This window comes from Streptomyces sp. NPDC057543 (assembly GCF_042801895.1).
In the GTDB taxonomy this organism is placed as follows: Bacteria; Actinomycetota; Actinomycetes; order Streptomycetales; family Streptomycetaceae; genus Streptomyces.
Genome location: NZ_JBHVFF010000041.1, coordinates 26,786 through 40,231 on the forward strand (window position 1 = coordinate 26,786; position 13,446 = coordinate 40,231).

Genomic DNA, 13,446 nt, shown 5'->3' on the forward strand with positions numbered 1-13,446 from the left:
GTCGCCGCCACCGCGCCGAGACCGCGCCGCCGAAACGTCTCGCCGGAACCGCCGCGCGAAACCGCCCGGACGGACCCACCCGACTCTTCACCTTCCTCTCATCAGCTGCCAAGGACTGCCATGGATGCCATCACCCTGGGCTTCGGCGTGCTCGTAGCCGTCGTTCTGCTCATCGCCGTCGCTCTGCTCCTCGTCATCAGCCGGCTCTTCCGCAAGGTGGAACAGGGCAAGGCACTGATCATCTCCAAGACCAAGAAGGTCGATGTCACCTTCACGGGGGCCGTCGTCCTACCGGTGCTGCACCAGGCCGAATACATGGACATCTCGGTGAAGACCATCGAGATCCGCCGCACCGGGCGCGAGGGTCTGATCTGCCAGGACAACATCCGCGCCGACATCCACATCACCTTCTTCGTCCGGGTCAACAAGACCGTCGAGGACGTCATCAAGGTCGCCCAGTCCATCGGTACGGAGCGGGCCAGCGACAAGGTGGCGATCCAGGAGTTCTTCGCCGCGAAGTTCGCCGAGGCGCTCAAGACCGTCGGCAAGCAGCTGGACTTCGTCGATCTGTACACCAAGCGCGAGGAGTTCCGGGACCGGATCATCCGGGTCATCGGCACGGACCTGAACGGCTACCACCTCGACGACGCGGCGATCGACTTCCTCGAGCAGACGCCCATGACGCAGCTCGACGGCGGCAACATCCTCGACGCGCAGGGCATTCGCAAGATCACCGAGCTGACCGCGATCGAGCACGTCCGCACCAACGAGTACCAGCGCACCGAGCAGAAGGAGATCACCCGGCAGAACGTCGACGCCCGGGAGACCATTTTGGAACTGGAGCGCCGGCAGGCCGAGGCCGAGATCAAGCAGCGCCGCGAGGTCGAGACGCTGCGGGCCCGCGAGGAGTCCGCGACCGCCCGGGTCCAGGAGGAGGAACGGCTCGGCGCCCAGACCGCGTTCATCCGCACCGAGGAGCAGCTCGGCATTCAGCGCGAGAACCAGGCCCGGGAGATCGCCGTCGCGCAGAAGAACCGTGAGCGGGTCATCGCCGTGGAGAACGAGCGCATCGAGAAGGACCGGCTGATCGAGGTCATCGGGCGCGAGCGGCAGACCGAACTCGACCGGATCGCCGCGACGAAGGAGGTCGAGGCCGAGCGCCGCGAGGTCGCCGATGTGATCCGGGAGCGGATCGCCGTGGACCGTACGGTCGCCGAGCAGGAGGAGTCCATCAAGACGCTGCGGGCCGTCGAGGAGTCGGAGCGCACCCGCAGGTCGGTCATCATCGCCGCCGAGGCGGAGGCCCAGGAGAAGCTGGTCAAGGACATCAAGGCCGCGGAGGCCGCGGAGGCGGCGGCCACCCACCTGGCCGCCGAGCAGCTGACGCTCGCCGAGGCCCGGCTGAAGACCGCGGATCTGGACGCACAGGCCAAGCTCCGGCTGGCCGAGGGCATCCAGGCGGAGTCCGCGGCGCCCGGCCTCGCGGAGGTCCAGGTGCGTGACGCGGAGGCCGACGTCATCGAGAAGACCGGTCTCGCCGAGGCCGAGGCCGCGTCCGCCCGGCTCAAGGCCGAGGCGGAGGGGGCCAGGCTCAAGGCGCTCGCGGCAGCGGAGGGTACGCAGGCCCAGGCCACGGCCGACGCGGCGATGATCGGCGAGAAGCTGAAGGCCGAGGCGGCGGGGCTCACCGAGAAGGCCGCCGCGATGGCGGCGCTGGACGACGCCTCGCGTGGGCACGAGGAGTACCGGCTGCGGCTCGCCGCGGAGAAGGAGATCCGGCTGGCCGGGCTCGATGTGCAGCGGCAGGTCGCCGAGTCGCAGGCGACGGTGCTGGCCACGGGGCTGGAGAACGCCGACATCGACATCGTCGGCGGGGAGTCGGTCTTCTTCGACCGGCTCGTCTCGTCCATCTCGATGGGCAAGAGCTTCGACGGGTTCGTCGAGAACTCGGAAACGGCGAAGGCCCTCGCGGGACCGTGGCTGAACGGCACGTCTTCGTTCACGGACGATCTGACGCGGGTGCTGGGGTCGGTGTCGACGGGGGACGTGCAGAACCTGACGGTGTCGGCGCTGCTCATGCGGATGATGCGGGCGCCGGGGGCCGGGGTCGCGCCGGGGCAGGTGCAGCAGCTGCTGGCCGCGGCACGGGAGTTGGGGCTGGCGGACGTGCCGGTGTCCGCGATGACGGGTGCGGACGTCTCCGAGGTACCCGCCTCGCGGAACGGGTCGCCGGTCGCGTAGGGCCAACCCGAGCCCGTCCGGCGGCCGCTCCTCGATCGCCGGACGGGCTTGATCTTGCCGGACCGTTCCGTGAGCCAGGCCTGCTCCGGCGAACCGTCCGTCCTCGATCGCCGGACGGGCTGAAGTGGCCCGCACCACACACCTCGTAGGGAGAGCCGCACGTATGGAACCCGACACCACAACCGCACCGGCCGCCGGCGGCCCCGTGGACGCGGGGACGTACGACGTGCTGCGGCGCCGGCTGAACGACCGGGCGGCCGAACTCGCGAGTCGCGCCGAGGCGCTCAACGCGCGGCGCACCGAGGAGTTCGGCTCGACCGAACTCCGGCTGACCGGCACCGAGCAGATCCGTACCGAGCAGGCATCCGTACCCCGCGACCTGGTGGCCGTCGGCGGCCGGCTGCTGTTCGGGTTCGAACGGGGCCCGGGGGCGACGGACCCGGCCGGGGTGGGCGACGTACTCGCTCTGTACGGACCTGAGTTGACGGAGGTGCCCGCAGGCGGGGGCGGCCTGCTCGACGACGAGGCCTTCGTACGCGAATTCACCGCCCTGCACCGCTACTACCGCGACGCCCGGCTCCTGCGGCTGCGCCGGGTGGACGGCAGACTGCTCGCCGTCTTCCGTATCGGGGAGAGCGCCGACGGCATCCGGGTCCTGCGCTGGGCGCTCGGCCCGGACGGTTCGCCCGGCGCGTTCCTCGACGCGCGCGGCGACCGCGACCACGTCTTCCCGCCGTCGCACGACTTCGACTGGACCGTCGCGGGCCGTGAGTCCCACGTCCTCGGCCGGCACCCGCACATCGCGGTGGGCGGCGACGGCGACGGCACGGGCGCCGTCCTCTTCGTCGACACGCTGGGCGGCACCCTCACCGTCAAGACGGACAACGACACCGACACCCCCGACGGGATCTACGAGGAGCCGGTCGCCGAACCCCTCCAGTCCCTCGCCGACGCGGACGTCGAGCATGCCGTGATCGGCCCGCTGGTCCTGCTCCGGGTCCGCCCGTACAACGAGGAGTCCTGGCGGTACCTGGTCTTCAACTCGCTGCTCGGCACGGTCCTGCGTCTGGACCTCATCGGGCCCGCCTGCCACCGGCTCCCGGAGGACCAGGGGATCATCTTCCCCGGCGGTTACTACCTCACCACCGGCACCGCCAAGACCTTCGACATCGCCGAACCGCTCACCGACCCGGTCTTCGAGGGTGCGGTCCGTTCCCCGAACGGCGAGGACGTCCTCTACGTCTTCCGTTCCCCCGACGACGGCCGCAGCCTGCTGCTGCCCTACAACCTGATCCGGCAGGAGGTCGCCACTCCCCTCCAGGGCCGCGGTCACGCCCTGCTGGACACCGGCACGCTCGTCCTCCTGCGGGCAGGAGCCACGGGCGACGAACCGGCCCGGGTCCACCCGTTGCAGCGCTGGCAGACCCCGTACGTCTCCGACACCTACGCCGCCTCCCGCCCCGCCGGGAGCGGCCCCCTCGCCCGGGTCGGCAACGCCGACCTGGTGCGCGGCATCTCCGACTGCCTCGCGCTCGCGCACAGCGCCGCCGAGACGACCCCGACCGCCGCCGTGTACGCGCGGCTCGTCGCGGACTGCACCCGCGCCCGCGACCGCTACCACTGGCTGACGGATCCCGAACTCGGTTCACTCGCCGACCCGTTGGCGGAGCTTCGGGACACCGCGCAGCAGGTCCTCGGCGAGTTCGAGACGGTGCGGGAGCTGACCCGGCAGGCCGCCGACGCGCTCACTGAGACGGCCGACCGGCTCACCACGCTCGTTCGCCGCATCCGGGGCGAGGCCCCGCGCTCGGCCGCCGCCTGGGTCGGCCGGCTCACCGAACTGCGCCGCGCGCACGGCCATCTGGCGACGCTGGCCGAGATGCGGTACGCGGACACCGAGCGGATCGCCGAACTCACCGCCGCAACGGCCGAGGACATCGAAACGGCCGCCCGGCGCGCCGTCGCGTTCCTCGGCCGCGACGACGCGTTCGCCGACTACCACGAGGACATCGCCCGCCTCACCGCCGAGGCGTCCGCGCTGACCGGCGCCGTGGACGCGACGGCGCTCGGCGACCGGCTGACGGAGATGACGGAGGGCCTCGGCACCGTCACGGATGTTGTCGCCGGGCTCGAGATCGGTGACGCGACGGTCCGTACGTCGATCCTGGAGCGGATCGCCGAGGTCCTCGGCGGGGTCAACCGGGCCCGCGCCACCCTCGACGCGCGCCGCCGCGAACTCCTGGACCACGAGGGCCGTGCCGAGTTCGCCGCCGAGTTCGCGCTGCTCGGGCAGGCCGTCACGGGAGCGCTGGCCGCGGCGGACACCCCGGACGCCTGTGACGAGCAACTCGCCAGACTGCTGCTCCAGTTGGAGAACCTGGAGTCGCGGTTCGCGGAGTTCGACGACTTCCTCGCCGAGCTGGCCGAGCGGCGCACGGAGGTGTACGAGGCGTTCTCGGCCCGTAAGCAGACCTTGCAGGACGCCCGCGCCCGGCGGGCGGAGCGGCTGGCGGATTCGGCGGCCCGGGTCCTGGAGACGGTCTCCCGGCGGCTGGCCGTCCTGCCCGACCTGGACGCCGTCCACACGTACTTCGCCTCCGACCCGATGGTCGCCAAGGTCCGCCGCACCGCCAAGGAGCTGCGCGAACTCGGTGACCCGGTGCGCGCCGAGGAGCTGGACGGGCAGCTGCTGGCCGCCCGGCAGGAGGCCGGGCGAGCACTCCGTGACCGCAGTGAGCTGTACGCGGACGGCGGTGCCACGATCCTCCTCGGCCGGCACCGGTTCGCCGTGAACACCCAGCCGTTCGACCTGACGCTCGTCCCGCACGGGGACCAGCCGGCGTTCGCCCTCACCGGCACGGACTACCGGGCGCCGGTCACCGACCCGGAGTTCGAGGCGGCCCGCCCGTACTGGGACCGGACACTGCCCTCCGAGTCCCCGCACGTCTACCGCGCCGAGCATCTGGCCGCCCGGCTCCTGGACGAGCACGGCGCCGACCTGCTCGCCGCCCTGGGCGCCGACGAACTGGCCGTACTGGTACGGGAGGCGGCGGCCTCCGCGTACGACGAGGGCTACCAGCGCGGGGTCCACGACGAGGACGCCACCGCGATCCTCACCACCCTGCTCACGCTGCGCGCCGGGGCCGGCCTGCTGCGCTGCCCGCCGGCCGTACGAGCGGCGGCGCAGCTCTTCTGGGCGTACGGGACGGACGAGGCCCGGCGCACCTCCTGGACCCGGCGGGCCCTCTCACTGGCCCGGGCCCGCGAGACGTTCGGCCTCGCCCCGGCCATCGCGGCCCTTCAGGAGGAGTGGGCGGACGTCATCCGGCCCGACGGCGCCCGGGGCGGGGACTTCAGGGGAAAGGACTCCTGGCCCGACGACTCCCGGGCCGTCGCCGCGTACCTCTTCGAGGAGCTGACGAGCGGCCCCGCCGGATTCGTCACGAGCGCCGCCGTCCGTACCTTCCTGGAGAAGTTCCGGCGGGCGACGGGCTCTTCGGCGTACGACGAGGACCTCGCCGCCCTCCGCGACGACCTCCCCGCCCGGCGCCAGCTGGTCGAGGGCTGGCTCGCCTCGTACGCCGCCGCGAGCGGCACGGAGACCGACGCGGGGGATCTGGCGGAGGCCGTCGCCGTGGAGCTCTGCCCGGAGCCGGTGCTCGCGCGGTACGACTGCGAGGCACCGCTCACCGCCACCGTGGACGGGCTGCTCGGCACCCACCCGCGCATCGACCGGGGCCGGCTCACCGTCCGCCTCGACGAACTCCTCGCCCGCACCGCCGAGTTCCGCACCACCGCCGTTCCCGGCTTCCGGGCCTACCAGCGCCTGCGCACCGCACTCGTCACCACCGAGCGGGCCCGGCTGCGGCTGGACGACCACCGGCCGCGCGTCATGTCGGCGTTCGTCCGCAACCGGCTCCTGGACGAGGTGTACCTGCCGCTGATCGGGGACAGCCTCGCCAAGCAGATCGGCACGGCCGACGCCGACCGGCGCACCGACTCGCAGGGCCTGCTGCTGCTCGTGTCGCCGCCCGGCTACGGCAAGACGACGCTCATGGAGTACGTGGCCGACCGGCTCGGCCTGGTACTCGTCAAGATCAGCGGCCCGAACCTCGGCCACGACGTGACCTCCCTCGATCCGGCACAGGCGCGCACCGCGACCGCCCGCCAGGAGATCGAAAAGATCAACTTCGCCCTGGAGGCGGGCAACAACACGCTCCTCTACCTCGACGACATCCAGCACACCTCGCCCGAACTGCTCCAGAAGTTCATCCCGCTCTGCGACGCCACCCGCCGGATCGAGGGCGTCCGGGACGGCGAGCCGCGCAGCTACGACCTGCGGGGCAAACGGTTCGCGGTGTGCATGGCGGGCAATCCGTACACGGAGTCCGGGGCGCGGTTCCGGGTCCCCGACATGCTCGCCAACCGCGCCGACGTCTGGAACCTCGGCGAGGTGCTGAGCGGTCGCGAGGACGTCTTCGCGCTGAGCTTCATCGAGAACGCGCTGACCGCCAACCCGGTGCTGGCACCGCTCGCCGGGCGTTCCCGCGACGATCTCGCCCTGTTCGTACGGCTCGCCTCCGGTACGGAGCCCGCAGCGGGCGCGGACCGGCTCGACCATCCGTACGCGCCCGCCGAGGTGGACCGGATCGTCGCCGTCCTGCGCCATCTGCTGAGAGCCCGGGACACGGTCCTTGCCGTGAACGCCGCGTACATCGCCTCCGCCGCGCAGACGGACGCGACGCGCACCGAGCCGCCGTTCCGGCTCCAGGGTTCGTACCGCAACATGAACAAGATCGCCGAGCGGATCGTGCCGGTGATGAACGAGGCGGAGCTGTCCGACGTCATCGACGACCACTACGCGGGCGAGGCGCAGACGCTGACCACCGGCGCGGAGTCCAACCTGCTGAAACTCGCCGAGTTGCGCGGCCGTCTCACCCCCGAACAGTCCGCGCGCTGGTCCGCGATCACCGCCTCCTACGTCCGTACGCAGACGCTCGGCGGCCCGGACGGCGACCCCGTGACGCGGGCGGTCGCGGCGCTGGGACTGCTCGCGGACCGGATCGCGGCGGTCGAGTCGGCGATCGTCCGGGTCACGGACCCGCGCCATCTGCTCACCAACCCGCAGGCCCGGCACGCGTCGCGCCCGCTCGACGCCGCCGAGGGAGATCACTGACCGGGCGGGTGCGACGGAGAGGAGCAAGGCATGCTGGGTTCCGTGCCTCCACTTCCCCAACAGTCTCATCAGCCCCAACGCCCCCCGTTCAGCGGACACATGGTCGTCTGCGGCGACGACGCGCTGGCCCAGCGGCTCGCCGGCGAGCTGCGCTACGTGTACGGAGAACGGGTCACCCTCGTCCTGCCGCCCGGACGCGACGCGCACCGGTCGGAACTGCCACTGACCGGGCGGGGCCGGGCGGCGGCGCTGTTCGGCCGGATGTCGCAGGCGATGAACCGCAACGGCGGAACCGGCTGGCCGGCCGCTCCAGGGAGCGGCGACACCAACGCCGGAGTGGACGCGGTGCGCATCCTGGAGGCGGCGGAGCCCTCCGACGAGGCGTTCGAGGAGGCGGGCGTCGCACAGGCCGCCGCGCTGGCCCTGGTCTACGACGACGACGAGCGCAACATCCGCGCCGCGCTGGCCGCCCGCCGCCTCAACCCCCGTCTCCGGCTGGTCATCCGGCTCTACAACCGCAAGTTGGGCCAGTATCTGGAAACCCTCCTCGACCAGGCCGCCGCCGTCGCCGCACCCGGTCTCGACCGGGCCGCGCTGGACACCTCGACCACCGTCCTCTCCGATGCCGACACCGCCGCGCCCGCCCTCGCCGCGACCGCGCTCACCGGCTCCAGCAAGGTCATCCAGGCGGAGGGCCTGCTGCTGCGCGCCGCCGAACGCACCCCGCCCCAGGCCGGCCGGAGTGCCGACCCCGGCCTGTGCACCCTCGCCCTGCTCTCCTCCACCACCCACGACCCGGCGGGCACGGAGGGCTCCGACAGCAGCGGCGACGAAGGGCCCCAACTCCTGCCCGACAAACGGCAGGTGGCCGCCGCTACGGGACGTGGCACGATCGTCCTGGAAGCGGTCAGCCAGGCGGGCCCAGCCGGTCCACCGCCCCGGATGGGCGGCAGGGGAGCACCGCTCAGCCAGTTCTTCTCGCGGCGGCTGCGCTGGTCGGCGCTGGGGGTCGGGCTGGCCGTGCTGGGCCTCGCCGTCGCTTCCACGCTCACCACCGGCGACGACCCGTTGCACGCCGCGTATCTGACGCTGCTGGACCTGTTCGCGATGGGCGACCCGGCGATCGGCGACCCCACGGCCCGTCAGGTGATCCAACTCCTCTCGGGCGTCGCCGGGTTGATGCTGCTGCCGCTGCTCGTGGCGGGTGTGCTGGAGGCCTTCGGCTCGCTCCGTACGGCGTCGTCCCTGCGCCGTCCGCCGCGCGGGCTCTCCGGCCACGTGGTGCTGCTGGGCCTCGGCAAGATCGGTACGCGGGTCCTCGTCCGGCTGCGTGAGCTCGGCATTCCCGTGGTGTGCGTGGAGGATGACCCGGACGCGCGCGGCATCCCCGTGGCCCGGCGGCTGCACGTGCCGGTGGTCCTCGGCGACGTCACGCAGGAGGGCGTCCTGGAGGCGGCGAAGATCCAGCGCGCCCGCGCACTCCTCGCCCTGACCAGCGCCGACACCACCAACCTGGAGGCCGCGCTGTACGCCCGCTCGGTCAAGCCGGATCTGCGCGTCACCCTGCGCCTGTTCGACGACGAGTTCGCCACCGCCGTCTACCGCACCCTGCGTACCGCCCACCCGCAGGCCCTGACGCGGTCCCGTTCCGTCTCCCACCTGGCCGCCCCGTCCTTCGCGGTCGCCATGATGGGCCGGCAGATCCTGGGCGCGATCCCGGTCGAGCGGAAGGTGATGCTGTTCGCGGCGGTCGAGGTCGCGGGGCATCCGCAACTGGAGGGCCGCACGGTGGAGCAGGCGTTCCGGGCGGGCTCCTGGCGCGTCCTCGCCCTGGACGCCACCCCGCCCGAGGACCGCCGCCCGGACCTGGCCATGCCCGCCCCCGCGTCCCCGGACCGCCGCTCGGGCCTGGTCTGGGACCTGCACCCCGGGTACGTACTGCGCCCCGAGGACCGCGTGGTGATCGCCGCGACCCGCCGGGGCCTGGCCGAACTGCTGCGCAGACGGGGCTCGTTGACGCACCGCTGAGCCGTCGGGCGGTGCCGCTGCGGGCCGGCGAAATCCAGGTGCCGGCCCGCATCTCCGGTCCCTGCGCTCACCTCCACGGAAGCGGGACCGGAGCCGGAACTACAGCACGCCGCCCATCGCACCCCGTACCTCGTCCAGCGTCGTCTCGGCAATCTCATTGGCGCGCTCGTTCCCGGCCCGGAGCACCGACCGCACATACGCCATGTCCCGCGCGTACTCGGCGCGCCGGGCCCGAATCGGCGCGAACCGGCTGTTGACGGCATCGGTCACGGTGCGCTTGAGAGCGGCGGCGCCCCCGCTCCCGATCTCCTCCGCCACCGCGTGCGGGTCCCGGTCCAGGCAGAGCGCGGCCAGCAGTACCAACGAGGACACCCCGGGCCGGGTCTCCAGGTCATAGGTGATGTGCCGGTCGGCATCGGTCTTCGCGCCCTTGATCAGCCGCGCCGTCTCGTCGGCGGTGGCACCGAGCGCGATGGAATTGCCCCGGCTCTTGCTCATCTTGGTGCCGTCGGTTCCGAGCAGGAGCGGCGCGGCGGAGAGCAGCGCGTCCGGCTCGGGGAACACCGCCCCGTACCGCTCGTCGAACCGGCGGGCGACGGTCCGCGTCACTTCGAGGTGCGGCAACTGGTCCTGTCCGACGGGGACGAGGTTGCCCTTGCAGAACAGGATGTCGGCGGCCTGGTGCACCGGATACGTGAACATCAGCCCGCTGACGGCCGACTGCCGGGAGTGTGCGATCTCGTCCTTGACGGTGGGGTTGCGGTTCAGCTCGGCGACGGAGACAAGGCTGAGGAAGGGCAGCATCAGCTGGTTGAGCGCGGGAACGGCGCTGTGATTGAAGATCGTCGAGCGCTCCGGGTCGATCCCGACGGCCAGATAGTCCAGCAGCATCCCCTCCATGTGCTCGGAGAGCCGCTCGGCGAGATCCCGGTCGGTGAGCACCTGGTAGTCGGCGATGATCACGAAGACGTCGACGCCGAGGTTCTGGAGCCGGACCCGGTTGTGCAGGGTCCCGAAGTAGTGCCCGAGGTGGAGCGACCCGGTGGGCCGGTCCCCGGTCATCACCCGGAACCGGCCGGGATCCTGCTGAATCTGCTGCTCCAGCTCGACACTGCGACGCCGGGCGGACGCGGCGACATCGATGGTCTCCGCGGTGGTGGTGGCGACTGTGGCAGTAGTGGTCATGGGGGCTCTCCTCGCGGGTACTGGTTGCGTGGAGGACGGCCCGCCGGGATCGGCTTCCGTACCCGTACGAGGGCAGAGAAAAAGGGCCGTCCATTTCGAACGGCCCTGGTTCCGCGCAGATGAGGTGGCCGCTCCTAGAAGGAGCGCCACCAGTTTCGGCACGGTACGGAGGTCATGGGGAGAGTTTAACGGAGACGAGCTCCGCCCACACGGCCTTCCCGTAATCCCGCCCCGCGCTCCTCCGTCCGGCAGAGGCGTGCGCGGCGGCCGTGTGGCCCTCCGCGTCGCCTCCGAAGCCCGGTCCGGGGTACGTACCGCACCTGCCCGACCCACCCCAGCACGGCGGAATAGGTCAGTGGGGTGCCCCGTTGTAGGATGCGCAAGGTAGTTCAAGGTTCAACCAATATGGAGGCGGGCGCCATGGAGTTCGGGATCTTCACCGTCGGGGACGTCACCACCGACCCGACGACCGGCAGGACACCGAGCGAGCACGAGCGGATCAAGGCCACCATCGCCATCGCGCAGAAGGCGGAGGAGGTCGGCCTGGACGTCTTCGCGACCGGCGAGCACCACAACCCGCCGTTCGTCCCGTCCTCCCCGACGACCACGCTCGGCTACATCGCCGCCCGCACCGAGAACCTGATCCTGTCCACGTCCACGACGCTGATCACCACCAACGACCCGGTGAAGATCGCCGAGGACTACGCGACGCTCCAGCACCTCGCGGACGGCCGTGTCGACCTGATGATGGGGCGCGGCAACACCGGCCCGGTCTACCCGTGGTTCGGCAAGGACATCCGCCAGGGCATCCCGCTCGCCATCGAGAACTACGCCCTGCTGCACAGGCTGTGGCGCGAGGAGGTAGTGGACTGGGAGGGCAAGTTCCGTACGCCGCTCCAGTCGTTCACCGCGACCCCCCGCCCTCTGGACGGCGTCCCGCCGTTCGTCTGGCACGGCTCGATCCGTTCCCCGGAGATCGCCGAGCAGGCCGCGTACTACGGCGACGGCTTCTTCCACAACAACATCTTCTGGCCCATCGAGCACACCAAGAAGATGGTCAACCTCTACCGGCAGCGGTACGCGCACTACGGGCACGGCACCGCCGAGCAGGCCATCGTCGGCCTCGGCGGCCAGGTGTTCATGCGGAAGAACTCGCAGGACGCGGTACGGGAGTTCCGCCCGTACTTCGACAACGCGCCGGTCTACGGGCACGGGCCCTCGATGGAGGACTTCACGCAGCAGACCCCGCTGACCGTCGGCTCGCCGCAGGAAGTCATCGAGCGGACCCTGTCCTTCCGGGACGCCGTCGGCGACTACCAGCGCCAGCTGTTCCTGATGGACCACGCGGGACTGCCGCTGAAGACGGTCCTGGAGCAGCTCGACATCCTCGGCGAAGAGGTCGTCCCGGTGCTGCGCAAGGAGTTCGCCAACCTGCGGCCGGCCGGAGTCCCGGACTCCGCCCCCGCGCACCCGGCCGTCGCCGCCGCCCGTACGGCCACGAAGGAGATCTGATCGCCGTGTCCACTGTGTTCGCCACCGAACCCCTGCGGATCGTCGCCGTGTCGGCCGGGCTCAGCAGCCCCTCCTCGACCCGGCTGCTGGCCGAACGGCTGGCCGGCGCCGCCCGCGAACGCCTGCTGGCCGAACAGGACCGCACGGTCGAGGTCCGTGTGATCGACCTGCGCGACCTGGCCGTCGACATCGCCAACCACCTGGTGACCGGGTTCCCGCCGAGCGCCCTGGAACAGGCGATCAAGGAGGTGGCGGAGGCGGACGGACTGATCGCCGTCTCGCCCGTCTTCACCGCCTCGTACAGCGGACTGTTCAAGTCGTTCTTCGACCTGATCGACAACACGGCGCTGACCGGCAAGCCCGTCGTCATCGCGGCGACGGGCGGCACCGCCCGCCACTCGCTCGTCCTGGAACACGCGATGCGCCCGCTCTTCGCCTACCTGCGGGCCACCGTCGTACCGACCTCTGTGTACGCGGCGTCGGAGGACTGGGGCTCGTCCGGCGACGAGTACACCGACGGCCTGCCGTCCCGCATCCGGCGCGCGGGCGGCGAGCTCGCCGCCATGATCGCGGGCGGCCGGGCGGCCTCCGGGGCGCCGAGGGCGCTCGGGCTCGACGACGAGGTCGTGCCGTTCGAGCAGCAGCTCGCCGATCTGCGGCTCGACTGATTGGTCACGGCTGATTGGTCATGGCTGAGTGGACACGACGGAGTGGCCCGCCCGGACGGCCCCGCCGCCCGAAACCCTGTCCGGTTTGATTAGAGTTGGAACGAAAGATGCGTCGTGCGAACTTTTCTCGCACGACGCCTCTGCACACTGAGCCGAACCGAGCTGGAGGCAGAGATGGGCAGGATCGTGGTGGGCGTTGACGGCTCCGAGTCGTCGGTCAAGGCGCTGCACTGGGCCGTACGCCAGGCGGAGCTGACCGGTGACACCGTGGAGGCCGTGAACAGCTGGGAGTACCCCGCGACGAGCTGGGCGTCCATGATGCCGGGCATGCCGGAGGACTTCGACCCGCAGGCCGTCGCGACCGTGGCCCTCACCGAAACGCTGGAGGAGGCCCTGGGCGCCGAGGGCGCGGCCGAGGTCAGCAAGATCGTGGTCATCGGCAACCCGGCCCAGTCCCTGCTGGAACGCGCCAAGGGCGCGAACCTGCTGGTCGTCGGGGCGCGTGGCTACAGCGGCTTCAAGGCGACGCTGCTCGGCTCGGTCAGCCTCCATGTCACCCAGCACGCACCGTGCCCGGTGACGGTCGTACGCGACTGAGCACAGGGGAAGGACGTGAGGACGGGCCCGCGCCGAGCG

General features: G+C 71.5%; 7 protein-coding genes. 6 read left to right on the plus strand and 1 reads right to left on the minus strand.

Going from position 1 to position 13,446, the window contains the following annotated elements; genetic code table 11:
- Positions 1–120: 120 nt before the first annotated feature.
- The 3 genes from ACFU8Q_RS10285 to ACFU8Q_RS10295 all read left to right on the plus strand — a co-directional run bounded on the left by ACFU8Q_RS10285 (position 121) and on the right by ACFU8Q_RS10295 (position 9,445).
- The gene (locus ACFU8Q_RS10285; RefSeq protein ID WP_384450627.1) at positions 121–2,241 is read left to right on the plus strand and encodes a flotillin family protein; all 2,121 of its coding nucleotides are present in this window, start codon (positions 121–123) and stop codon (positions 2,239–2,241) included.
- Positions 2,242–2,404: 163 nt separating this feature from the next.
- A complete protein-coding gene (locus tag ACFU8Q_RS10290) occupies positions 2,405–7,417 on the plus strand; it encodes a DNA repair ATPase (protein ID WP_384450630.1) in 5,013 nt (1,670 codons plus the stop codon).
- Positions 7,418–7,447: 30 nt separating this feature from the next.
- Entirely contained in the window at positions 7,448–9,445 is a 1,998-nt protein-coding gene (locus tag ACFU8Q_RS10295) for an NAD-binding protein (RefSeq protein ID WP_384450632.1), read from the plus strand.
- 99 nt (positions 9,446–9,544) lie between these two features.
- Here the strand turns inward: ACFU8Q_RS10295 and trpS are convergent, their stop codons facing one another.
- A complete protein-coding gene (gene trpS, locus ACFU8Q_RS10300) occupies positions 9,545–10,630 on the minus strand; it encodes a tryptophan--tRNA ligase (RefSeq protein ID WP_384450635.1) in 1,086 nt (361 codons plus the stop codon).
- Between the two features lie 420 nt (positions 10,631–11,050).
- Between trpS and ACFU8Q_RS10305 the strand changes: the two genes are divergently transcribed.
- The 3 genes from ACFU8Q_RS10305 to ACFU8Q_RS10315 all read left to right on the plus strand — a co-directional run bounded on the left by ACFU8Q_RS10305 (position 11,051) and on the right by ACFU8Q_RS10315 (position 13,407).
- Positions 11,051–12,142, plus strand: coding sequence for an LLM class flavin-dependent oxidoreductase (locus ACFU8Q_RS10305; protein ID WP_384450638.1), 1,092 nt, complete (start codon positions 11,051–11,053; stop codon positions 12,140–12,142).
- A 14-nt stretch (positions 12,143–12,156) separates the two neighbouring features.
- Positions 12,157–12,810, plus strand: coding sequence for an FMN reductase (locus ACFU8Q_RS10310; RefSeq protein WP_384450648.1), 654 nt, complete (start codon positions 12,157–12,159; stop codon positions 12,808–12,810).
- Between the two features lie 174 nt (positions 12,811–12,984).
- Complete coding sequence (locus ACFU8Q_RS10315) at positions 12,985–13,407, plus strand: universal stress protein (RefSeq protein WP_384450641.1); 423 nt, start codon at positions 12,985–12,987, stop codon at positions 13,405–13,407.
- Positions 13,408–13,446: the final 39 nt, after the last annotated feature.